The following is a 22,516-nucleotide window of genomic DNA, read 5'->3' as shown; positions in this document are numbered from 1 at the left end:
GGACTCGAGCGGCGGGCCTCGACCGTCCGGCGCGTACGTGCGGCGGGGTCGAGGAGGCCGCCGAGGACGCCGGCGGCCTCGGCGGCGTAGAGGACGCGGGCGTGTCGCCGGGCCCGCGGCGCGGAGGGCAGCTCCACCGGCCGCGTCGCCGACCCCGCCGCCCGCAGCAGGTCCAGCGCCGCCTCGACGCACTCCCGCACGCCGCCCTCGGCCTCGCCGAACTCGCCGCCCAGCACGCCGACTCGCAGGCCGGGCAGGCGGACGGCGCCGTCCTGCCCCGGCCACGGCCCGAGGAGCACGCGCATCAGCTCCCGGACGTCGGCCGGCCCGGGGGCGATCACGCCGACCGTGTCGAGGGAGGGGCTCAGCGGGATCACTCCGCCGGTGCCGACCCTGCCGTACGTCGGACGGAAGCCGCAGACGCCGGTGAGCGCGGCGGGGATCAGCACCGACCCGCCCGTGTCCGTCCCGAGGGCGGCGGGAACCATGCCGGCGGCCACGGCCGCGGCCGACCCGCCGCTCGAGCCCCCGGCCGTACGGCGGGGGTCGCGCGGGTTGCGCGCGTCGCCGTAGTGGGCGTTGACCGTCACCGCGGAGCTGGCGAACTCGGGCAGGTTGGTCTTGCCGACGACGACGGCGCCGGCCGCGCGCAGCAGGGCGACGGCGCCGGCGTCCCGCGCCGCCGCGGACCGCTCGTCCACGGGCCGCCCGAGGCCGGTGACCCGTCCCTCCACGTCGATGTTGTCCTTGACCGCCACGGGCACCCCGGCGAGCGGACCGGTGGGAGACACCGGCACGGCGTCCGTGAAGACCTGCGTGAACGCGTGCAGCTCCGGATCGAGCTCCGCGATGCGGGCGAGCGCGTCGCGGGCGGGGCCCGAAGGCGGCGCCTGCCCGGCTCGCACGGCGGCGGCCAGGCGGGCGACCGTCCCTTCGGGAAGTGGCGGCGGCCCGTTCATCACGCGCTCCGCTCCTGCGACGCGGCCTGCGGGACGTAGCCGAACCGGTGGCGCGGGGCGAGGGCCTCGTAGCGGGGCCATTCGAGCTCGACGCCGAGCGTGCCCGACAGCAGGGTCTGGAACTCGTCGAGCCTGATCCCGTCGGCGCGCACCTGGGCGGGTCTCGTCCGGCGCAGGACGCAGAAGCCCGCGAGGGCGCCCGCCGCCTCCCCGACCGTCCACTCCCCGGGGTGGACGCGGTAGGCCCCGCTGGTCAGATGGGTGGAGCCGATGTTCTTCGCCGCGGGCAGCAGATTCGTCACGCGTACGGGGACCAGGCTGCCCAGAGGGATCTGGAAGGGCCAGGTGTCGATGTCGACCGTGGGCCGCCCGGACGTCGAGGGGTGGACGTCGATGCGGTAGGCGGCGACGCCGACGCTGTCGGGGAAACGCTCCGCGCCGTGAAGGCCGGCCCGGGCCTCGACCCCGATGTGCTGTTCGAGCAGGGTGAACTCGGCCCGGATGCGGCGGCTCTCCCTGATGTAGGGCATCTTCGCCAGGCCGTCCGGCGTGCCGGTCAGATCGCCGCGCGGTCTCAGCTCCGGGTAGCCGTGGCCGCCGTCGTGGCGGGGCGCCTCGGTCTGCATCCAGTAGAGGAAGGAAAGCGAGAGCTGCCGCGCCTCGTGCAGCGCGAGTTCCCGCTCCTGCTCGCTCACGCCGATGAGCGGCAGCCGGGCGTAGTCCATCATCGGCCAGGCGGCGGCGGTGACATCCGACCAGCCGGAGCCGAGGTGCCCGGAGTCGAGCACCCGGCGCGCGTGCCACAGGTCGTAGCGGACGCCGCCGGCCGGCTCGGTGTCGGTGAACAGTGGCCGCCTGCGCGTGCGGTGCGTGACGTGGTCGCTGACCTCCCAGCTCAGCAGTGGGCCCGGCCACTCGGCGGGACGGTAGTCGCGCCAGGCGGCGTAGCCGGCGGGCCGCTCGATCGTGTTGTCCGTGCCCGGGTGCAGGCTCAGCAGCAGCGCCCAGGTGACGGCCTGCTGGTCGAAGGGGTCGGCCGGTCCCGGCAGCGCGTGCGGCTCGCCGGTCTCGGCGGAGCTCTCCGCGCCGTGGACGTGCTCGACGCCGGCGAGGTCGATCAGGTCGCCGAGGTCGGTCGCGTCGAGGAAGAAGGCGCCGGTCAGCTCGATCTCGTCGCCCTCCGGGCCCCGCACCAGCACCGACCGGACCTCATCACCGCCGGTGGACGCCGCGGCCGCCCGGTAGCCGCGCAGCACGGTGATCAGGCCTCTGCTGGTCCAGGGGGCGACCATCTCCTCCAGGACGAGCCAGGCGACCTGCGGCTCGTGGCTGAGCGGCCCGATGTTGCCGGACCCCGGGTTGAGCCGCCGGGCCGCCCTGGCCTCGGCGGTGAGCGGGTAGTTGCGGCGATAGAAGGCGCGCACCCGGTCGCGGAACTCGCGGTAGGCGGCGGTGCAGCCGACCGACTCGATCCACGGGTGCTCGTCCGGGGGAATGCCCTGGCTGGACACCTGGCCGCCGATCCAGTCGCACTCGCTGACCAGCACGCTGCGCAGGCCGAGCCGGGCGGCGGCGAGCGCGGCGGCTACGCCGCCGAGGCCGCCGCCCACGACGACCAGATCGAAGTGCCGGGGTCGGGTCACGGAATCGCTCCTCAGGTCTGTGCGCTTAGCGCACGGCTGTGCGTATAGTGTGCAGACGCTGCCGGGGCGGGTCAATACCCCTCCGGCCTCAGGCGGAAGTGCTCGACCAGGAGGAACCCGCCGTCCTCAGCGCGCTCGAAGTCGCGCACCTGACTCCGCTTCACGCCGAACACGGCGTCGGAGTCCACGTAGGGGTCGGCGGCGTCGAAGACCGTCGTCGTGACGGTCCGGTGGCCGGGGGCGGACACGATGGCGTGGATGTGGGCCGCCCGCCAGGGATGCCGGCCGGTCGCCCGGAGCAGGCGGCCCACCGGTCCGTCGTCCGGGATGGGGTAGCTGACGGGCCGCACCGTCCTGAAGCGGTAGCGCCCCTGCTCGTCGGTGCGGAAGCGGCCGCGCAGGTTGTGCTCCGGCTGGGCCGGGTCCTGCACGGCGTACAGGCCGTTGGGGGCGGTCTGCCAGACGTCCACGACGGCGCCCGCGAGCGGCCGGCCGCCGGCCCCGGTCACCCGTCCGCGCACATCGAGCGGCTCCCCGCCGAGATCGAGCGCCGCGATGGAGGCGCCGTGCTTCCGGAACGGCGCGTCCGGGACGTAGAACGGGCCGAGGATCGTCGACTCCGTCGCGTCGCAGGAAGGAGGATGGCTGAGTTCGTCCACCAGGCTCGACAGGCCCAGGGTGTCCGACAGCAGGATGAACTCCTGCCGGGTGGCCGTGCACGCGTGCCCCGTCTCGGTCAGGAACCGGACGCCCGCGAGCCACTCCTCCTCCCTCAGCCCCACTTCCTCGGCGAACGCGTGCAGGTGCCGTACGAGGGAGGTCAGCACCTCTCTCAGCCGCCCGTCGGGCGTCGCGTCGAGGCGCCGCAGCACCTCGCGGGTGAGCTCACGCTCCTGGGTCTCCATCGCTCTCCTCAATCAGGTGCGGGGACGGGCCTTCCGTCGTAGGCGGCACGCAGGATCCCGCGTACGGCGTCCAGACCGGCCGGGCGCGGGTTGCGGGGGGCGGCGGCCACGACCAGCGCGGCCACACGGTCGATCGCGGACTCGGGCAGCCCGAGGCCGGCGAGATCGGCGGGAGCGCCGACGGTGGTCCGCAGGTCCCAGAGGCCGGCCGCGGCGTCGTCCGCGCCGAGGGCCGCCGCGATCCGGCCGAGCGGCCCGGGCGCGGCACGCCGGTTGTAGGCCGCGACGTACGGCAGGACGGCCGAATGGGTCGCCGCGTGGGGCAGGCCGTAGGCGCCGCCGAGCACGTGGCAGATCTCGTGGTGCAGCCCCATCGGCGCCACGCCGAGCGCCCACCCGGCCAGCCACGCGCCCCGCAGGGCGTCCTCGCGGGCGGCGAGGCCGGTCGGGTCGGCCGCCACCTCCGGCAGCGCGCGGGCGAGCAGGCCGGCCCCCTCGGCCGACGCCGCCGCCACCAGGGGCGAGACGCCGGGCGCGTACCCCGCCTCGATCAGGTGGGCCAGCGCGTTCATGCCGCTGGCCGCCGACAGGCCGGGCGGGAGCGCGACGGTCAGTGCGGGGTCGTACACGACGGTGACCGGCTGGGCGGCCGGGTCGCGGCCGGTCCGCTTGCGCCCGTCCTCGGTGACCCCCCAGACGGGGGTCATCTCGCTTCCGGCGTACGTGGTGGGCACGGCCAGGATCCGCAGCCGCCGCTCCGGCCGCCGATGAAGGGCGACGGCCTTAGCGAGGCCCGTCGCCGAGCCGCCGCCCACCGACACCAGCAGGTCGGCGTCGCACTCCGCCGCCCGCTCCGCGGCCGCGCGGGCCAGCGGGGCCGGGACGTGCGTGGCCGTCTCGCCGATGCGCCCGGCCAGCCGCCCGCCGAGCGCCGCCGCCACCGCGTCGCCGTACGGACGGCTGTGGCGGTCGCAGATCAGCAGCACCCGGGCGGAGCCGAGGCGCTCCACCTCGCCGGCCACGGACTCCAGGGCGCCCGTGCCGAACACCACCCGCGACGCGGCCTGCTCGTGGACGAACGGCATATCAGGCGCCCACGGGGGCGAGCCACTCGCGGCCCCGCCGGTACAGGTCCTCGACCGCCTCGCCGGTGAGCTGCGGCATGTCGCGCTTCACCTGGTAGCCGAGCCCCGTCTGCAGGTAGGCGAGGTGGCGGTAGCCCTCGGGGAGGGCCGCCAGCCGTCCGGCGTCGAGCCGGAGCCGGGCGGCCGGGTCGACGGGGTCGATGCGGTCGCGCTCGTAGATCGGCTGCCGCAGCACCAGGCCCCAGCGCGACCGGCGTTCGAGGAAGTCGTAGAACCTCCCGGTGCACACGACGTCACACTCGACGCCGTCCACGACCGCGCGCTGCGTGATCGTCATCTTGGTCTGGGCGATCGCGCGGTCGCCGGCCACGTCCGCGGAGGTGCCGCCGAGGAAGTGCCAGATCCGCACGCCCCGCTCGAAGCCCTGGCGGCTGACCTCGATGAACTCCCGGTAGCCGCCCTGGAACCAGGTGGCCTGCATGACGCCGTCGGGATGCCACACGGTGGTGAACCGCTCCCAGTCGCCGGCGTCGCGCCAGAGAGCCCAGTTCTCGATCAGTTCGCGTATCTCGTCGTGATCGGCGCTCGGCATCGGCGCCTCCTTTCCATCGATGGGACTGCGGGTCATGGGCGCGGCAGGCCGGCCGCGGCCAGCACGCGCCGGGTCGCGTCGTGCACGACGACGGCCGCCTGCGCCGGAGGGAGCCGTTCCAGGTCGTCCGACCACACCTCCACGGACATGCGCGCCGTCACGCCGAGGTCCAGCAGCGCGCGGACGAAGGCGACGGCGCCGTCGCCGGGCGGCAGGCGCAGGTGGCGTGCCTCCTGGCGGAGGTCGGCGAGGGGAGTGGGAAGGGCGTCGTTGAGCTGGACCGAGAAGACCCGGTCGGGCGGCACGGCCGCGAGGCCGGCCGTTGAGCCGCCGGAACGGCGGTGGTGCCAGCTGTCGAGGAGCACGCCCGCGTTGGGCGCGCCCGAATCCGCGACCAGCCGCCACGCGTCCGCCAGGGTCCTGATCTCGCTGAACGGCATGAACTCCACCGCGATCCGCACCCCCCCGGTCCGCGGCGCGCCCGCACAGCCGGGTGAACCGCTCGGCGAGCCGCGCGGGCGGGTGCGCGGCGAACTGCACGGCGTTGAGCTGGTCGCACTCCAGGGCCTCCAGCGCGTGGAACAGCGCGTCGCCCTCCTCGTCGCGCGCCGGATCGGCCCAGTCCCAGGGTGCCTCCATCTCGGCGACGCGCAGGCCATGGTCCTTCAGCATCGATCGCATGTCCGCGTCGCTCAGGCCGTCGATGCGGGCCCGCCGGTACTGCTCCAGGGCCAGTCCGATGGAGTCGAACCCCGCGGCCGCGGCGGCCTCCAGCCGCTCGGCGAACGACGCGCCGCGGATCGTCATGGCGCAGAGGGTGAGGGGACGGCTCACAACGCCTCCGTTCTGTGCGCTATGCGCACTATTGTGCGGATAATAAACACGACACTGCGCCCATTGCAATGCGGGGGAGCGAATTCGTCCCGGTCGGCCTAATTTGCGGTGGGCACAGTCCCGGTGGGCACAGACCCGGTGGGCCCAGTCCCGGTCGGTTGAGTTCCGGTCGGTTCAGTCCCAGCCCGGCAGGAACGCGCGCAGGCGGCGCAGCACCCGCTCGGGCTGCTCCTCCGGCAGGAAGTGCTTGCACTCCTCGACAGCGGCGCCGGTCACCCGCTCGGCGTAGCCGGACCAGACGCCCGGCACGTCGATGCCGCCGAGGCCGCCCTGGGCGCCCCACAGCAGCAGGAGCGGTTGGGTCAGCCGCCTGCCCGCGCGGGCGTCCTCCTCGTCGGCGTCGAGGTCCTGGCGGAACCCGGCCCGGTAGTCCTCGAGTGAGGCGTGTAGCGCGTCGGGGTCGGAGAAGGCCTCGACGTACTCGGTCATGGCGGCCTCGTCGACCGCGCCGGCGACGTGCGACTGCCGATCGAAGAAGAAGCGCAGATACGCCTCGACGTTGCCGGCGATGAGCAGCTCAGGCAGGTCCGGCTGCAGGTGGAAGAACCAGTGCCACATGGCGGCGGCCGAGTGCCGGTCGAAGGAGTTCATCACCTCGCGCGTCGGCAGGATGTCGAGCAGCGCGAGGTGGCCGACGTCCTCCGGCCGGTCGAGCGCCCACCTGTGCGCCACGCGGGCGCCCCGGTCGTGGCCGACGACGGCCGCCGACCGGAACCCGAGTGCGCGGACGAGCCGGGACATGTCGGCGGCCACGGTCCGCTTGTCGTACCCGGCGCCCGGCTTGCCCGAGCGCCCGTAGCCGCGCAGGTCCGGGGCGACCACGGTGTACCGCTCGGCGAGCGGTTCCATGAGGTGCCGCCAGCAGTGGCCGGTCTGCGGCCAGCCGTGCAGCAGCACCAGCAGCCGGTCGGCCGTGCCGGCGCGGCGGTAGAAGACGCGGACGTCGCCGAGGTCGGCGTGATGGGAGGTCACGGTCACGGGGGTCCTTTCCGGGGACCCGCGCCGCTATCCGATCAGGCCGATCTCCTGATGCTGTGAGCCGGGGCGCAGGTCCGCCTCGATCTGGTCAGCCGCGCGCCGCATGGCGGGCAGGAAGTCGCGCATGGTCTCGGCGGTGCCCCGTCCGGCCAGCATCGACACGTTGAGCGCGGCGACGACGTGCCCGCTTCCGTCATGGACGGGGACGGCGATCGAGCGGGAGCCGTCGTCGATCTCCTGGTCGACGATCGCCCACCCCTGGTCCCTGGCCTCGTCGACGAGCGCGCGCAGGCGGGCGGGGTCGGTGACGGTGCGGTCGGTGATCGGCTCGAGGTGTGCCGAGGCGAGGTAGCCGTTCAGCCACTGGTCGGGCTGTCCGGCGAGCAGCACCCGGCCCATGGAGGTCGGGTAGGCGGGGAACCGGCTGCCCACCATGATGGGCACGGTCATCAGGCGCTTGACGGGCACGCGGGCGACGAAGACGACGTCCTCGCCGTCGAGCACGCCGAGCGAGCAGGTCTCGTGCACCTCGGCGACGAGCCGCTCCATGTGCGGCTGCGCCACCTCCGGCAGGCTCAGGCTGGACAGGTAGGCGTAGCCCAGCTCCAGGATGCGCGGGCGCAGCGAGTAGAGCCGGCCGTCGGTCATCATGTAGCCGAGGTCGACGAGCGTGAGCAGGAAGCGCCGGGCGGCCGCGCGGTCAAGGCCGGTGATCTTGGCGACCTCGGCGAGCGTCAGCTGACGCCGCGTGTGGTCGAAGGCCCTGATGACCGCGAGCCCGCGTTCGAGCGACTGGACGAAGTGAGGCGGCCGCTGCTCGGTCCGAGAACCCTGCTCGGGCTTGTCCGCGCTGGTCCGCGACACCGCCGCCACTCTCCCTGTCCGCTGTCCGACGAGGTGGTCCTGGTCCGCCGCGGCGTTCGATGTCGTCCGCGACGCCCCCAGGATATTGGTCGCGGCGCGCGGCGGGCGACGGCCGCTCAGCCATCGCGGCGGACGGCGGCCGCGAGCACGGCCGTCAGCTCGGCGGGATGGGACAGCATCGGGGAGTGGGCGGTGTCGATCTCCACCCGGGCGGCCGCCCGCTCCGCCATCGCCCGCTGCGCTTGCGCCGGAATGGCCTGGTCGCGCAGGCACACCACGTAGGTCGAGGGGATGTCGTGCCAGGCGGCCCGCGTCACAGGGGCGGCGACGGTCCTGACGTGCTCCGGCGTGATCCGTGCCGCCGCCCGGATCGTCTGCTCCTCGGTGCAGCCGCCGTAGAACATGTGGCGCGCCGCCGCCTCGGAGACGTACAGGTAGTCGCCCTCGCGGACGGCCGCGAGCGACGGGTCCGGCGGCGCTGTGTCCGATGACGCCGGGGCCCGGGCGGGCTTGTTGGCGTCGACACACGATTCACCGGGCTCAAGCTGGAACGCGGCGAGATAGACGAGCGCCGTCACGTTGGGGGCGGCGGCGGCCTCGGTGGCCACCGCCCCTCCGTACGAGTGGGCGCACACCGCGGCCGGCCCGTCCACCTCGGCGAGCGCGGCCCGCAGGAAGGCGGCGTGGCCGGCCAGGTCGTGGCGGCCCGGGGCCCGGCCGACGCCGGGCAGGTGCACCGCGCGGGTCCGCAGACCCTGGGCGCGGAGCAGGGGGACGATGGGATCCCAGGCCCAGGCGCCGTGCCAGGCGCCGTGGACCAGCACGATCGTGGGGGAGGTCTCGGCCGTCGGACTCACCTCGTGTTCATGGCCGTCCGGATGGAATGCCGCGACGTTACCATGCCGCACGATTGCGCGCTATGCGCACAACTCGGTGAGTTCACTCATGCGGTCCCGGTCCGCCGGCGAGGCGGGGGTCTGCAGCAGGACGAGGGCACGAGGATCGTCGACCGGGCGGATCAGTGAGAAGAGCAGGGTGACCGGCCCGGCCGGAGTGTCGGCGGTCGCCTCCCGCATGGTGAGCGTCGACACGGACGGGCACTGCCACCAGTGCGTCAGATCGGGCCGGTCCCGCTCCAGCAGCGCGTAGACCTCGCTGGTCCGGACGTCGGTGACCGACGCCTGACTCCGGAACTGCTGGAAGACCGTCATGGCCAGCGGCTCCCACTCGCGCAGGAGGGCGCGTGCATGCGGGTCGGCGGCCATCACCCACATCAGGTTGCGCCGGGGTTCGGGGATGCCGGCCGGGTCTCCCCACAGGGCGCGGTAGGCGTCGTTCCAGGCCAGCATGTCGAAGTGGTCGTCGAGCAGGACGGCCGGGCTCGTCGGCCAGCTGTCCAGCAGGGTCCGGACGGCGGCGAGCAGCGCCGGGTTCAGCGGCGCGGCCGGGGCCGGTGCGGCCAGGCCCGACAGCGTGAGGACGTGCCGCACCGCGTCGTCGTCGAGGCGCAGGACGCGGGCGACCGCCTCCAGCACCTGGCGCGAGGCGGTGACCCGTCCCTGCTCGAGCCAGCTGTACCAGGCCACCCCCACACCCGCCATGGCCGCGACCTCCTCGCGCCGCAGCCCGGGAGTGCGGCGCCGGGACCCGGCGGGCAGTCCGACCTCGTCCGGACGGACCAGTTCACGATGCGCCCGCAGGAACTCGCCGAGGGCGCGGCGCGCGTCCGCCATCCTGATACCTCCACTAACAGCATGAACGCAGACCTGGCTAATGCTCGGGAGATCCCGCCAGGTTTGATGGGAAATGTACAGCTTCGTTCTGCGGCGCGCCCTGCTCGCGCTGCCCACACTCCTCGGCGTGACCCTGGTCGTGTTCGCCACGATCAAGCTCATCCCCGGCGATCCCCTGACCAGCCTGCTCGGCCCCGCCGCCACACCGGAGGCGCGCCGGGAGCTCGCCGAGCGCCTCGGCCTGCACGAACCCGTCCCGCTGCAGTACCTCACCTGGCTGCGGCACGCGGTCGCCGGTGACCTCGGCACGTCCATCGCGCGCCAGCGGCCGGTGTCGGAGATCCTCGCCGCCGCGCTCGGCAACACACTGATCCTCGCCGCGGCGGCCTTCGCGCTGGCGGTCGCCGGCGGGCTGGCGCTCGGCGCGGCGGGGGCCGCCTTCCCCGGCCGGTTCCCCGGGCGGATCTGCGACGCCCTGTCCACCGTCGCCGTCTCCGCGCCGCAGTACGCCGTGGCCCTGGTGCTCGTCGTCCTCGCCGTGGGGCGGCTCCCGACCGGAGGCATGCACGACGCGTTCGATCCCGGAGGCGTCGGCGACCTGCTGCTCCACCTCGTCCTGCCCTCGGCCGCCGCCGCGCTCGTCCCCATGGGGCTGATCGCGAGGACGGCCCGCACCGTCCTCGCGGACCTGCTCGGCGGCGGCCTGGTCGAGCACCTGCGCGCCTGCGGCCTACCCGAGCGTGTGGTGCTCGCGCACGCCGCGCACAACGCCGTTCCCTCGCTCCTCACCATCGGCGGCCTGCAGCTCGCCTACCTGGTCGAGGGCGCGGTGTTCGTCGAGACCGTCTTCTCCTGGCCCGGCCTCGGCTCGGCGCTCTTCCAGGCACTGTCGCAGCGCGACCTCCCGGTCGTCGAGGCGGGGGTGCTCGCCGTGGCGGTGTGCTTCGTCGGAGTCAACCTCCTCGTCGACACCGCCCACGCCGCCGTCGACCCCCGGGTCCGGTCGTGAGGGGCGCGTACGTGAGGGGCGGTGCGGCCCTCCTCATCGCGGCGGTGGCGCTCGCCGCGGTCCTCGCGCCCGTCGTCGCGCCGTACGGCCCGGCCGCCGGGGACCTGCACGCGCGGCTGCTGCCGCCGGGCAGCCCCGGACACCTCCTCGGGACCGACGGGCAGGGGCGCGACCTGCTGAGCCGCGTCGTCTGGGGCGCCCGCGTCTCCCTCGCGGGCGGCGCGCTGCCCGTCCTGACCGCGCTGGTGCTCGGCACCGCGCTCGGCGTGCCCGCCGGTCTCGGCGGCCGCCGTCTCGAGAATCTCATCATGCGCGTGCTCGACGTGCTCTACGCGTTCCCCGCCGTCCTGCTGGCCATGGCCGTCGCGTCGGCACTCGGCCCCGGCTTCGCCGGCACGGCGGTTTCGCTGTCGGTGGTGCTCACCCCCGCCGTGGCCCGGGTGGCACTCACCGAGGTCCGCCGGATCAGGAGCGCCGACTATCTGGAGGCCGCGCGGGCGAGCGGCGCCGGCCGTCTCGCGGTGGCGACCCGGCAGGTGTTGCCCGTCGTCCTCCCCGTCGTGCTCACGTACTGCACCGCGCTGGTGGGCCTCGCCATCGTGTACGCGGCGGGCCTGTCGTTCTTCGGGCTCGGCGTCGCCCCGCCCACGGCCGAGTGGGGCTCGATGCTGAACGAACTCCGGCCCTACGCCTTCAGCGCGCCGGGCGTCGCCGTGGTCCCCGCGATCGTGATCTTCGTGGTCTCCCTGGCCTTCACCGCGCTCGGCAGGACGACGCGATGAGCGGGCTGACGATCACGAACCTGACCGTGACCATCGGGGGCGTCCGCCTCGTCGACGGCGTGGACCTCGCCGTCCCGCCCGGGGGGACGCTCGTGCTGGTGGGCGAGTCGGGCAGCGGCAAGTCGCTCACCGTGCGCGCCGCGCTGGGCCTGCTCGGTCGGCACGCGGCGGTGACCGGCACGGCGACCTTCGGCGGCGCCGACGCCGCTCGCGTCCGGGGACGGTCCATCGGGCTCGTCCCGCAGGACCACGGGGCCGCACTCGACCCGCTGCGCCGGGTGGGCGCGCAGATCAGGGAGGTGCTGCGCCACCACAGAACCGGCGGCGACCCCCTCGCCCTGCTGGCCCGTGCGGGGGTGGCCGACCCCGCCCGGGTCGCCCGCGCCTACCCGCACGAGCTGTCCGGCGGGCTGCGGCAGCGCGCGCTGATCGCGGTCGCCACCGCCTGCGACCCCGAGCTGGTCGTCGCCGACGAAGCCACGAGCGCGCTCGACCCCGCCACCACCCAGCGGGTGCTCGCCCTCCTCACCCGGCGCTCGCTGCTGCTCGTGACGCACGACATCGGCGTCGCCCGGCGGCTCGACGACGTGGTCGCGGTGATGTACGCGGGACGGATCGTCGAGCACGGGCCCGCCGCGAGCGTCCTGTCCAGCCCCCGGCACCCCTACACCCGGGGACTGCTCGCCGCCGAGCCCGCGCCCGGCGTCCCCCGGGGAGCCCTCCCGGTCATCCCCGGCCGGCCGCCGGAACCCGCAGAACGCCCGGCGCACGGCTGCGCGTTCGCGTCGCGCTGCCCGCTGGTCCGCGACGCCTGCCGGCAGGTGCGGCCGGAACTCACCGGCGAGACTCACCGGGCGGCCTGCCATGTCTGACACACCGCTGCTGGCCGCCGAGGGCCTGGTGAAGCGTTTCCCCTCCGGTGTGGTGGCCGCCGACGGGGTCGGCTTCGCCGTACGGCATGGCGAGACGCTCGGGCTTGTCGGCGCCTCGGGCTCCGGCAAGTCCACGGTCGCCCGGATCGTGCTGGGGCTGACCCGGCCGGACGACGGGACCGTGTGGTTCGACGGGCAGGAGCTGACCGCGCTGCCCCCGCGGCGCCTGCGCCCGCTGCGCGCGCGGCTCCAATTCGTCCCGCAGAGCCCGCGCACCTCGCTCAACCCCCGGCTGACCGCGGCCCAGTCGATCGCGTTCAACCTTCGCGCCCACGGATGGCGTCGGGGCGAGGTCCGCGCACGCGTCGCGGAGCTGCTCGAGCAGGTCGGCCTGACCGCCGGCCACGCCGCCCGCCGCCCTTCGGAGCTGTCCGGCGGCCAGGTCCAGCGGGTGGCCATCGCCCGCGCTCTGGCCACCCGCCCCGACCTGGTGGTGTGCGACGAGGCGGTGTCGGCCCTCGACAGGAGCGTCCAGGCGCAGATCCTCAACCTGCTCGCCGGTCTGCAGCGTGACACCGGCGTCGCCTACCTGTTCATCTCCCACGACCCGGCCGTGGTGGAGCACCTGTGCGACCGGGTGCTCGTCATGCGCGACGGCCGCGTCACATCACCATAGAAGGAAAGACCATGAAAAGAACGCTGAGGGCCGTGACCGCGCTTCTCGTGGCCGCGCTGTCGACCGGGTGCCAGGCGTCCGCCACGGACGCCGCCGGCTCCACGGGACCGGCGACGCGGGGAAGGGGCGGCACGCTCGTCGTGGGCATGACCTCCAGCGACCTGCCCAACCTGGACGGCATGCTCAACGGCCAGGGCTTCGAGGGCACCCGCTTCGTGGGGTTCCAGCTCTTCGAGGGCCTGACCCACTACGACCTCACCCGGGCCGACCGCGTGCCGCCCGTCACCGGTGCGCTGGCCACCTCGTGGACCCACGACGCCGAAGGCCGCACCTGGACGTTCGAGCTGCGGCAGGGGGTGAAGTTCCACGACGGCACGCCGTTCGACGCCGACGCGGTGATCTTCAACCTCGACCGCTACCTGAAGAAGGGCGACCCATACGCGACGCCCGCCCTGCAGAGCGCGGCGAGCGAGTACACCGGCACGTTCGCCTCCTACCGGAAGGTCGACGACCGGCACGTCGAGATCGTCACCAAAACCCCGAACGGCCACCTGCCCGACGACCTGACCCACGTCTACATCGTCAGCCCGGCCGCGGTGAAGCGCGGTGACTTCGGGACCCACCCGGTGGGCACCGGCCCCTTCCGCTTCGGCTCCGTTAGGCAGGGCCGCCAGCTGGAGCTGCTGCCGTTCACCGGCTACTGGGGGACGGCGCCGAAGCTCGACCGGCTCGTGCTCAAGCCGATCCCGACCCGGCCGCCCGCGTCGCGGCGCTGCGGGCGGGGGAGGTCAACTGGATCGAGTACCCCACCCCCGACGACGTGACGGCGCTGAAGGACGCCGGGTTCCAGGTGCCCACCAACGGCTACGACCACATCTGGTACTGGATCCTCGACACATCCCGGAAACCGTGGAACGACGTCCGCGTCCGCCGGGCCGCCAACTACGCCATCAACCGGGAGGCGCTGGCGAAGGACCTGCTCAGGGGCACCGCCGACCCCGCCCACCAGGCCGCGCCCCGCGCCACGGCGGCGTACGACCCGAAGGGCGACGTCTACTCCTACGACCCGGCGAAGGCGAAGAGCCTGCTCGCCGAGGCCGGGGTGCCCGGCGGCTTCGACACCACGGTCGTCGTGCCCACCGGTGGCTCGGGCAACCTCACTCCTGTGCCGATCGCCGAGAGCCTGCAACGCGACCTCGCCGCCGTGGGCATCAGGGTGAACATCAAGACCATCGAGTGGTCGGCGCTGCTCGGCCAGGAGGCGTCCGGCAAGGTGCCGTACGGCGCGGACGCGATCGCCCAGTCGACCACGCTCTTCCAGTCGGAGGCGCTGCTGCCGCTGTTCCTGGGCTCGGGCAGCCCCTTCTGGACCGGGCACTACTCGAACAAGAAGGTCGACGCGCTGTTCAAGATCGCGGCCGAGTCGCCCGACGTGGACGGCCGCGCCGCGACGTACCGGCAGGCGCTCGACCTGGTCACCCGGGACGCGCCGTGGCTGTTCGTGGTCAACGACCGCAACCCCCGGGCCCTCGCGCCCACCGTCCACGGCCTCGTGCAGCCCAAGTCGTGGTTCCTCGACCTGACGACGGTGTGGGTGAGCGGACGATGACGCCGAACTGGGGGGTCACACTGCCGCTGCCCGGCATCCCGCTGCGCGAGCACCGGCCGATCGTCGAACGGCTGCCCGACCTGGGATACGGCGACGTGTGGACCGCGGAAGGAGGCGGGACCGACGCCTTCACGCCGCTCGCGCTGACCGCCGCCTGGTCGTCCTCGCTTCGCCTGGCCACCGGGATCGTGCCCGTCTACACGCGCGGCCCGGCCGTACTCGCGCAGACCGCCGCGACGCTGGCCGAGGCGGCCCCCGGGCGGGTCCTGCTCGGCGTCGGCGCCTCCGTGCCCGCCCACGTCAGCGACATCAACGGGATCCCGTTCGAGGAGCCGTTCAAGCGGACCCGCGACGTGGTGCGCTTCCTCACACGTGCTCTGCGGGGCGAGCAGGTCACCGGGCCGTTCGACACCTTCGACATCACCGGCTACCGGCTGCCGTGGACGCCGTCGCCGCCGCCCAAGGTCCTCGTGGGCGCCCTGCGCCCCGGCATGCTCCGCCTGGGTTTCACCGAGGGGGACGGCGCCATCTCCAACCTGCTGTTCGCCTCCGACGTTCCGAAGATCGCCGAGGCGGTGGGCCCGCGACCGCCGGGCAAGGAGCTCGTCGTGAAGGTCTTCGTGTGCCCGAGCGACGACCCCGCCTTCGTCCGGCGGGCCACCCGGCCGTTCCTCGCCTGGATCCTCAACCGGGCGCCGTACAAGGCGTTCCACGAGTGGCTCGGCCACGCGGACCTGCTCGCCGAGACGCACGCGCGATGGGAGCGCGGTGACCGGCTCGGCGCCGAGGACGCGCTGCCGGGCGCGCTGGTGGACGAGCTGTTCGTCAGCGGCACGCCGGAGGAGTGCCGTGAGAAGATCCGGCGGTTCCACCACCCGGCCGTCACGACGATCCAGCTGTACGTCTCCCTGTCTCCCGAGGTGCTGGCCCGCCCGGCATCGGTGCTGGAGGTCCTGCGCCGCCTCGGGCCGGAGGGCGCTTAGGGCAGGAACCGGCCGCCGCCTACGCCGGCCCCGGCCCGGAGGGGTGAGTGGGGAAAACGCCGTGCCGGCCGGCGCCGGCGGCGAAACGGGCGGCGCCGGTCACGCCCTCGCGCTCCACGATCGGGACGCCCGCCGCCCCCTCGGCGCGCAACGCCTCGGCCAGGGGCAGATCCAGGGAGGCGTAGGTGGAGGCCCGGTCGGCCAGGACGCATTCGAAGGGGAACGCCGCGATCTGCCCGGCCAGCTCGCGGGCCGCCTCGACCGCCCGGCCAGGCTCGACGACCCGGTTGGCCAACCCGATCGCGAGTGCTTCGTCGGCCCGCACCGGACGGCCGGTGAGGATCATGTCCAGGGCGCGGCCCAGGCCGACGATCCGTGGCAGCCGGACCGTGCCGCCGTCGATGAGCGGCACCCCCCAGCGACGGCAGAACACCCCCAGCACCGCGTCGGACTCGACGATCCGCAGGTCGGCCAGCAGCGCCAGCTCAAGCCCGCCCGCGACCGCGTACCCGCTGATCGCGGCGATCAGCGGCTTGCTCAGCCGCATCCGGGTCGGCCCCATCGGGCCGCTGCCGCCTCCCTCGGGATCCAGTTCGTTGCGCCGCTCGGGATCCCCGACCGCGGTCAGGTCGGCGCCCGCGCAGAAGGTGCCGCCGCTGCCGGCCAGGATCGCCACCCGCCGGCCCGGGTCGGCCTCGAACTCCTCGAACGCCGCCCGCAGTTCCGCGGCCATGGCCCGGTCGACGGCGTTGCGCCGGTCGGGCCGGTCCATCCAGATCGTGGTGATCGTTCCCTCGACCTCCACCCGCACGTCACCCATCGCTACTCCGGGTGCGTTCCCGGCCCGGCAGTCGTCCGGACCGGGCCGGTCCATTTGAGCTCGGGCAGGTTGACCACGATCGCCTCCTGGGTGCTCCGGGCGATGACGACCACGGCCTCCAGGTCGGGGTCGGGGTTCTCCTCTCGATGCGGCACGAACGGAGGCACGAAGATGTAGTCGCCCGGCTTCGTGTCGATGCGCACCTCGTGCGGCTCGTCGGCGTCGACGTCGAGGAACACGAACGACGGTGTGCCGCTGACCACGTAGATCGCGGTCTCGGAGTCGCCGTGGTGGTGGTTGGCGGAGACGGTCGCCGGAGCCACGAGGGTCTGGCCCATCCACAGCCGTCTCGCACCGACGGTGGCACCGCTGATGGCGGCCTGGCGCCGCATTCCGCCCGTCTGCGCCGTATCGGAGGTCAGGCCGGCCGGTGCCACATGGTGCAGCCTCCGGTGGAACGGATCCTCGGGCAGGATGATGCTCACCGTCTCTCCTCCGGTGTCGGCAGGCGCGCCCCCGCACGCACTCGCGGACCGGGCGCGGCCCCGGTCGCCTGCCGGTGCGGGCGACCGCGGGTGCCGAGCGGTGGCGCCGGGGCTGTGACCCCGGTCGTCATGCTAGTTCCTCGTGAGGTTCCGCCGGGTCCCCATCTGCTCTCGCTCGAAAGCGGCCGTCCGGCGTTCTCGTCGGTGCCCGCTCCTGGGTCGTGGCCGGTGCCGCCCTCGCCGCTCACTCCCTCCCGCCGACGCCCTGGCCAGGGGCGCGCGCCAGCGGTACCGCATGGCGAGCATGCGGAACGCGAAGGCGAGCACCGCCGAGGACAGGGTGGCGACGAACCCCCGCACCCCCAGCGCGTACAGCACGGCCATCGTCGCCGAGCCGAGCATCGCGGGCACGGCGTAGAGCTCCCGGTCGTACAGCAGGCTCGGCTTCTCGCCGGACAGGACGTCCCTGATGACGCCGCCGCCGACCGCCGTGCAGACCCCGAGGAACACGGCGTGCATCGGCGCGAGGCCGTAGTGCAGCGCCTTGGATGTCCCGACCGCGCAGAACAGGCCGAGGCCTGCCGCGTCGAAGACCAGCACCCCGGGCATCGCCCGCTCGACCTGGGGATGCCAGAAGAACGCGATGACGGCGGCCGCGATCGGCACGAGGAGATACCACGTGTCCCGCAGCGCGGCGGGCTGCACGCCGATGAACAGGTCGCGTACGATGCCGCCGCCGACGGCGGTGAAGAACGCGAGCACCGCGATGCCGACCGCGTCGAGCCGTTTGCGTACGCCCTCCAGCGCGCCTGACAGGGCGAATACGAAAATTCCGGCGAGGTCGAGCACGGGGGTCACAGGGGCTCAGTCTCCCACATATCGGGCGAACCGCCGCGGCAAGATCGGCGCCATGGGACCCGATGGACGCCGCGGCGAGAGCGAGGAGCCGGGAGCGCGCCGACGGCGGGACCCACGGCGGGACCTACGGCGGGGTGCCGCTCGCGCCTCCGGTGTCCGTCGAAGCCCGGCGGCCTGCCGAGAGCAATGCCCTATTTCCCGTTCTTGTCGGGATCGACGGCGAACGTGATCACGGCCAGGTATCCGTCGCCGTCCTCGCTCACCTTCATCAGCATGCTGGGCTTGTAGATGGTGTCGCGGTCGTTGAAGGTGTCCCTGCCCGTGTGCCCGGAGTACGGCTTCTCCTTGAACACCTTCGCGTTCAGGTCCTCGTCGAACATGACCTGTGTCGTCAGCGTGCGCTGGTCGCCGACATGCACCATCGCGTGGATGTGCACGGTGCGGCCTCGATACCAGCCGGGCCAGATCGTGGTGAACTCGACGATGCCGTTCTCGTCCGTGACCTGGGCGCCGCGCAGGTAGCGCTTGTCGTCGGTGGGGGTGAGGTCGGCCATCCCGTCGTTCACGGAGGGCCCGCCGCCGGGTCCTCCCGGCGGCATGCCGGAGGGAGGCGCCCCGCCGGGTCCTCCGGCCGGCATGCCCGAGGGCGGCGGCCCGCCGGGCCCCGGGCCGCACCGCCGCCCGCCCTGCCCCGCTCGACTGCGCCTCGGCTCCCGAGTAGAGGCCCGCCGCGTCGCAGTGCCAGATCTCGACGACGGCGTTCGCCATCGGCTCGCACTTCTCGCTGTCCTGCACCTTGATGGCGACCTTGAGCCGCCTGCCCTGCCGGTCCTCGCGGATGTCGGAGCGGATCTTGTCGGCGTCGAAGTAGTACGGCCCCTGGGTGGTCGCGGGCGTCAGGACACAGGTGTTGGAACCGGCGAATAGGCCGGTCAAGCCGGCCGACGTGCTCGTCGTCGGTGTGATCGAGACCGTGGCTCCCGACGTGGTCGTGACCGGGGCCGAGTCACCGGCCTTCGTGCCGCAGGCCGACAGCAGAGCGCCGAGCCCGATCGCGCCGATCCCGGCGACGGCGGTCCGTCGGCTGACCCTCTGGCCCTCGTGATCGTGTCCCGCAGCGCTCTCGTGATCGTGTCCCACAGTGCCCCGGTGATCGTGTCCCACGATTGCCTTCCTCTCCTGAGGTGACGTCGGCGGGACGCTAGACCATCTGCATGAGGGTTGTCTTAAGAGCGGGCCGCGCCCGCCGGTGCTGGCCTCCGTACGCCCTGCACATTGGCTCCGCATGAAGCGGGGCCGGGTAGCGTCGGGAATGTGCCGCGGCAGGTCAACAGGTGTCCTGATGTCGGGCGCATCTGGGGCGGTCTGGTGCGCGATCATCATCTGACGCCGCTGGACGACCTGGCGCTCTCCGTGATCGAGCACGTCAGGCCGCTCGGCTTCACCGAGGTCATGATCTACGTGGCCAGCCTGCGGCCGCTGTATCTCGTGCCGCTGCCCGGGCAGCGCGACGCGTACGGCGAGCCGCTGAGCCGCGTCTCCATCGACACGACCTTGGCCGGGCGCGCCTACCGCAACCTGGAGATCGTCCAGGCCCGTCCCGCCACCGACCCGTTCGCCGCCGAAGCCGCGGAACCGCTCGGCAGCGAGGGAGCGCGGCGCCTGTGGGTGCCGATGCTGAACGGCACCGAACGGGTCGGGGTGCTCGGCGTGACCGTGCCCGTGATGGACGAAACCACCGAGCGGATCGCGACCGAGCTGGGCAGCCTGGTCGCGCTGCTGGTGGTGAGCAAGCGCGCCTACAGCGACGCCTTCGTCCGGCTGGTGCGTACCGAGGAGATGCACCTGTCGGCCGAGATGCTGTGGACCCTGCTGCCCATCAGGAACTTCGCGACCGACACGATGACGGTCAGCGCCGCGCTGGAGCCGGCCTACCGCGTCGGCGGTGACGCCTTCGACTACGCCCTCGACGGCGCCACCCTCCACGTCGGAATCTTCGACGCGATGGGGCACGACACCTCCGCCGGGCTGACCGCGGCCATCGCCCTGAGCGCCTACCGCAACAACCGCCGCCGGCGCCGGGTCGGGCTGCTCGAGGTCAGCGACGCGATCGACGAGGCGATCGCCGGAGAGTTCGGCACCTCACGCTTCGCCACCGGGGTCCTGGCCGACCTGGATCTCCGCACCGGATGGCTGACCTGGGTGAACCGGGGGCACCCTCCGCCGCTCGTCCTGCGGCAGGGGCGGGTGGCCTCCGTGCTGGACTCCCCGCCGGACACCCCGATGGGTCTCCGCCTGGGCCCGGCCGCCGTGCTCGCGCGCCGCCAGCTCGAGCCCGGCGACCGGCTGCTGTTCTACACCGACGGCATCGTCGAGGCACAGACCCCGGACGGGGACAGGTTCGGGCTGGACCGCTTCGCCGACTTCGTCATCCGGCGGGAGACCGACGGCGTCTCCGCCCCGGAGACCCTGCGCCGCCTGATCCACTCGATCCTGTCCTACCAGCGCGGCCAACTGCAGGACGACGCCACGGTGCTGCTGGTCGAGTGGCGCACCGGGCGGCACCACCAGCTCACGATGTGAGCCGCGCGTGCGGCGGGCTCAGTCGCGTGCGAGCAGCTCCAGCGTGTCGACGACCCGGTTCGAGAAGCCCCACTCGTTGTCGTACCACGCCACCACCTTGACGTGCCTGCCGTGGACGCGGGTGAGGGCGGCGTCGAAGATCGACGACGTCGGCTGACCGGTGATGTCGCTGGAGACCAGCGGCTCGTCGGCGTATTCGAGGATGCCCTTGAGCCTGCCGTCGGCGGCGGCGCGGTAGGCCGCGAGCACCTCGTCGCGGGTGACCTCGCGTGAGACGGTGGTGTTCAGCTCCACGATCGACCCAACCGGGACCGGCACGCGGATCGAGTCGCCCGACAGCTTGCCGTCGAGGTTCGGCAGCACCAGGCCGATGGCCTTGGCGGCCCCGGTGGTGGTGGGCACGATGTTCACGCCGGCCGCGCGGGCGCGGCGCAGGTCACGGTGCGGGCCGTCCTGCAGGTTCTGCTCCTGGGTGTAGGCGTGCACCGTGGTCATGAAGCCGTGCTCGATGCCGGCCAGGTCGTCGAGCACGGACGCCAGCGGGGCCAGGGCGTTCGTGGTGCACGAGGCGTTCGAGACGATCACGTGCCGGGCGGGGTCGTAGGCCTCGGTGTTCACGCCGTAGGCGAGCGTGACGTCGGCACCGTCGGAGGGGGCGCTCACCAGCACGCGCCTGGCGCCCGCGTCGATGTGCGCGCGGGCGGCGTCCGCCTTCGTGAAGCGGCCGGTGGACTCCAGCACGATACCGACGCCGAGCTCGGCCCAGGGGAGCTTGGCGGGTTCGCGTTCGGCGAGCACCGTGATGCGCCGGCCGTCGACCACGAGGTCGGTGCCGTCGACCTCGACGGAGCGGCCGAGGCGGCCGAGCGCGCTGTCGTACTTGAGGAGGTGCGCGAGGGTCTCGGGTGCGGTGAGGTCGTTGACGGCGACCACTTCGAGGTCGCTGTCACGTTCGAGCAGGGCGCGGAGGGTGTTGCGTCCGATGCGGCCGAATCCGTTGACGGCGATGCGGGTCATGGGCGTTCCTTTCGTTCCGCGCTCCATGATCGGCATCCGGGTGCCGGGCCGACAGTGGCTCGAAAGACAGCGTACGCAAGGATCCAGCCAGAAGTTTCGCCACCGTTCGCAAGGATCTCGCCACATGACCCGGGTGCCGGGAAGCTCAGGCCGAGAAGGTGTGGCGGTACTCCGTGGGGGAGGTGCCGAGGATGCGCTGGAAGTGCAGGCGCAGGTTGGCGCCGGTGCCGAGCCCGACACGGTCGGCGATCTGCTCCACGCCCAGGTCGGTGCGTTCGAGCAGTTCGCGTGCCAGGTCCACGCGTGCCCGGAGCACCCACTGCATCGGCGTGTAGCCGGTGTCCTCCACGAACCGCCGGGAGAAGGTGCGCGCCGACACGCGCGCGTGGCGGGCGAGGGTCTCGAGGGTCAGCCGTTCGGACAGGTGCGCCAGGGCCCACTCACGCGTGTTGGCGAACAGGTCGCCGAGCGGCTCGGGCACGCTGCGGGGAACGTACTGCGCCTGGCCCCCGCTGCGATAGGGCGCCGCCACCAGCCGTCTCGCCACGTGGTTGGACAGCCCGACGCCGTGGTCGCGCCGCACCAGGTGCAGGCACAGGTCGATGCCGGACGCCGCGCCCGCCGACGTCAGCACGTCGCCCTCGTCCACGAACAGCACATTCTCGTCCACCCGCACGAGCGGGTGCTTGTCGGCGAGGGCCTTCGTGTAGTGCCAGTGGGTCGTCGCCCGCTTGCCGTCGAGCAGGCCCGTCGCCGCCAGCGCGAACGCCCCTGTCGAGATGGCCGCGAGCCGGGTTCCGCGCTCGTGGGCGGCCATGAGCGCGGCGACGACCGCGGCCGGCGGTTCCGTGGTCGCCGGCTCCCGATAGCCGGGGATGAATATGGTGTCGGCCTGCTCGAAGGCGTCGAGGCCCTCGGCAACGTGATAGGAGAGGCCGTCGCCGCCGGTCACCAGTCCGGGCGCGGGGCCGCACACCCGAACCTCGTACGGCATGCTCGGCCGGCTGGCGAACACCTGCGCGGGGATGCCGACGTCGAGCGGCTTCGCGCCCTCAAGCACGAGCACGGCCACGCGATGGTTCTTCCGGCTCATCGCCCTCCTTCGGCTCTTTAGCGGTCCGGCGGCGTCCCCTGCCGCCGTGACTGTCATGGCACCTGTCGCAAGCATC

Annotated in this window: 23 protein-coding genes and 2 pseudogenes; 8 read left to right on the top strand and 17 right to left on the bottom strand. The window is 73.4% G+C overall.

Translation table 11 applies throughout. The features are described 5' to 3' along the window. From B1L11_RS30210 to B1L11_RS30165, 10 genes are all read right to left on the bottom strand, one after another. The coding region (locus B1L11_RS30210; protein WP_179155389.1) for an amidase at nt 1-959 on the bottom strand (959 nt) is incomplete at its 3' end. Continuing rightward, a complete protein-coding gene (locus B1L11_RS30205; RefSeq protein ID WP_079318681.1) occupies nt 959-2,602 on the bottom strand; it encodes an FAD-dependent oxidoreductase in 1,644 nt (547 codons plus the stop codon). The genes B1L11_RS30205 and B1L11_RS30210, both read right to left, overlap by 1 nt. Nucleotides 2,603-2,673: 71 nt before the next feature. Beyond that, the gene (locus B1L11_RS30200; protein WP_079318679.1) at nt 2,674-3,507 is read right to left on the bottom strand and encodes an intradiol ring-cleavage dioxygenase; all 834 of its coding nucleotides are present in this window, start codon (nt 3,505-3,507) and stop codon (nt 2,674-2,676) included. Between the two features lie 8 nt (nt 3,508-3,515). After that, on the bottom strand, nt 3,516-4,592 hold the full coding sequence (locus B1L11_RS30195; RefSeq protein WP_079318677.1) for a maleylacetate reductase: 1,077 nt from the start codon (nt 4,590-4,592) through the stop codon (nt 3,516-3,518). 1 nt (nt 4,593) lies between these two features. Next, the gene (locus B1L11_RS30190; protein ID WP_079318676.1) at nt 4,594-5,184 is read right to left on the bottom strand and encodes a nuclear transport factor 2 family protein; all 591 of its coding nucleotides are present in this window, start codon (nt 5,182-5,184) and stop codon (nt 4,594-4,596) included. 32 nt (nt 5,185-5,216) lie between these two features. Continuing rightward, a complete protein-coding gene (locus B1L11_RS30185) occupies nt 5,217-5,645 on the bottom strand; it encodes a sugar phosphate isomerase/epimerase (protein WP_179155388.1) in 429 nt (142 codons plus the stop codon). A gap of 547 nt (nt 5,646-6,192) precedes the next feature. Next, the gene (locus B1L11_RS30180) at nt 6,193-7,056 is read right to left on the bottom strand and encodes an alpha/beta fold hydrolase (RefSeq protein ID WP_079318672.1); all 864 of its coding nucleotides are present in this window, start codon (nt 7,054-7,056) and stop codon (nt 6,193-6,195) included. A 27-nt stretch (nt 7,057-7,083) separates the two neighbouring features. Further along, nucleotides 7,084-7,920: an IclR family transcriptional regulator C-terminal domain-containing protein gene (locus B1L11_RS30175; protein WP_079318685.1), complete on the bottom strand. Its 837-nt coding sequence runs from the start codon at nt 7,918-7,920 to the stop codon at nt 7,084-7,086. Nucleotides 7,921-8,036: 116 nt separating this feature from the next. Next, complete coding sequence (locus B1L11_RS30170; protein WP_179155387.1) at nt 8,037-8,777, bottom strand: alpha/beta fold hydrolase; 741 nt, start codon at nt 8,775-8,777, stop codon at nt 8,037-8,039. 60 nt (nt 8,778-8,837) lie between these two features. Beyond that, entirely contained in the window at nt 8,838-9,653 is an 816-nt protein-coding gene (locus B1L11_RS30165) for a helix-turn-helix domain-containing protein (protein ID WP_079318668.1), read from the bottom strand. Between the two features lie 73 nt (nt 9,654-9,726). On the opposite strand from B1L11_RS30165, the gene B1L11_RS30160 reads away from it, so the two are divergent. The 6 genes and pseudogenes from B1L11_RS30160 to B1L11_RS30130 all read left to right on the top strand — a co-directional run bounded on the left by B1L11_RS30160 (nt 9,727) and on the right by B1L11_RS30130 (nt 15,584). Then, entirely contained in the window at nt 9,727-10,662 is a 936-nt protein-coding gene (locus B1L11_RS30160) for an ABC transporter permease (protein ID WP_079318666.1), read from the top strand. A gap of 11 nt (nt 10,663-10,673) precedes the next feature. Further along, nucleotides 10,674-11,444 (top strand): ABC transporter permease, encoded by a 771-nt coding sequence (locus B1L11_RS30155; protein ID WP_218671405.1) that lies wholly within the window; start codon nt 10,674-10,676, stop codon nt 11,442-11,444. Continuing rightward, nucleotides 11,441-12,316: an ABC transporter ATP-binding protein gene (locus B1L11_RS30150; RefSeq protein WP_079318662.1), complete on the top strand. Its 876-nt coding sequence runs from the start codon at nt 11,441-11,443 to the stop codon at nt 12,314-12,316. The genes B1L11_RS30155 and B1L11_RS30150 overlap by 4 nt, the downstream gene beginning before the upstream one ends. Further along, a complete protein-coding gene (locus B1L11_RS30145; RefSeq protein WP_079318660.1) occupies nt 12,309-12,992 on the top strand; it encodes an ABC transporter ATP-binding protein in 684 nt (227 codons plus the stop codon). The genes B1L11_RS30150 and B1L11_RS30145 overlap by 8 nt, the downstream gene beginning before the upstream one ends. A gap of 11 nt (nt 12,993-13,003) precedes the next feature. Then, nucleotides 13,004-14,601: pseudogene (locus B1L11_RS55300) on the top strand (ABC transporter substrate-binding protein). Next, nucleotides 14,598-15,584: an LLM class F420-dependent oxidoreductase gene (locus B1L11_RS30130; RefSeq protein WP_079318654.1), complete on the top strand. Its 987-nt coding sequence runs from the start codon at nt 14,598-14,600 to the stop codon at nt 15,582-15,584. The pseudogene B1L11_RS55300 and the gene B1L11_RS30130 overlap by 4 nt, the downstream one beginning before the upstream one ends. Before the next feature lie 19 nt (nt 15,585-15,603). On the opposite strand, the gene B1L11_RS30125 is transcribed toward B1L11_RS30130, so the two are convergent. The 5 genes and pseudogenes from B1L11_RS30125 to B1L11_RS55295 form a co-directional block, all read right to left on the bottom strand. Continuing rightward, complete coding sequence (locus tag B1L11_RS30125; protein WP_079318640.1) at nt 15,604-16,404, bottom strand: crotonase/enoyl-CoA hydratase family protein; 801 nt, start codon at nt 16,402-16,404, stop codon at nt 15,604-15,606. Between the two features lie 2 nt (nt 16,405-16,406). Next, entirely contained in the window at nt 16,407-16,889 is a 483-nt protein-coding gene (locus B1L11_RS30120; protein ID WP_079318638.1) for a cupin domain-containing protein, read from the bottom strand. A gap of 132 nt (nt 16,890-17,021) precedes the next feature. Continuing rightward, nucleotides 17,022-17,747 (bottom strand): trimeric intracellular cation channel family protein, encoded by a 726-nt coding sequence (locus B1L11_RS30115; protein ID WP_079318636.1) that lies wholly within the window; start codon nt 17,745-17,747, stop codon nt 17,022-17,024. 191 nt (nt 17,748-17,938) lie between these two features. Further along, the gene (locus B1L11_RS52330) at nt 17,939-18,313 is read right to left on the bottom strand and encodes a hypothetical protein (RefSeq protein WP_256863020.1); all 375 of its coding nucleotides are present in this window, start codon (nt 18,311-18,313) and stop codon (nt 17,939-17,941) included. Between the two features lie 145 nt (nt 18,314-18,458). Beyond that, nucleotides 18,459-18,683, bottom strand: a pseudogene (locus B1L11_RS55295) (hypothetical protein); the annotation flags it as partial. On the opposite strand from B1L11_RS55295, the gene B1L11_RS52325 reads away from it, so the two are divergent. Both B1L11_RS52325 and B1L11_RS30105 read left to right on the top strand, forming a co-directional pair. Further along, entirely contained in the window at nt 18,658-18,852 is a 195-nt protein-coding gene (locus tag B1L11_RS52325; protein WP_256863019.1) for a hypothetical protein, read from the top strand. The pseudogene B1L11_RS55295 and the gene B1L11_RS52325 overlap by 26 nt on opposite strands. Before the next feature lie 209 nt (nt 18,853-19,061). Then, nucleotides 19,062-20,330, top strand: a complete 1,269-nt coding sequence (locus B1L11_RS30105; RefSeq protein WP_079318634.1) for a PP2C family protein-serine/threonine phosphatase — start codon at nt 19,062-19,064, stop codon at nt 20,328-20,330. 18 nt (nt 20,331-20,348) lie between these two features. Here the strand turns inward: B1L11_RS30105 and gap are convergent, their stop codons facing one another. Continuing rightward, nucleotides 20,349-21,347 (bottom strand): type I glyceraldehyde-3-phosphate dehydrogenase, encoded by a 999-nt coding sequence (gene gap / locus B1L11_RS30100; protein WP_079318632.1) that lies wholly within the window; start codon nt 21,345-21,347, stop codon nt 20,349-20,351. Nucleotides 21,348-21,492: 145 nt separating this feature from the next. Beyond that, nucleotides 21,493-22,440: a GlxA family transcriptional regulator gene (locus B1L11_RS30095; RefSeq protein WP_079318630.1), complete on the bottom strand. Its 948-nt coding sequence runs from the start codon at nt 22,438-22,440 to the stop codon at nt 21,493-21,495. Nucleotides 22,441-22,516: the final 76 nt, after the last annotated feature.

The sequence above is a fragment of the Microbispora sp. GKU 823 genome, from assembly GCF_002027145.1.
In the GTDB taxonomy this organism is placed as follows: domain Bacteria; phylum Actinomycetota; class Actinomycetes; order Streptosporangiales; family Streptosporangiaceae; genus Microbispora; species Microbispora siamensis.
This window is presented reverse-complemented; position numbering and strand designations above follow the sequence as displayed.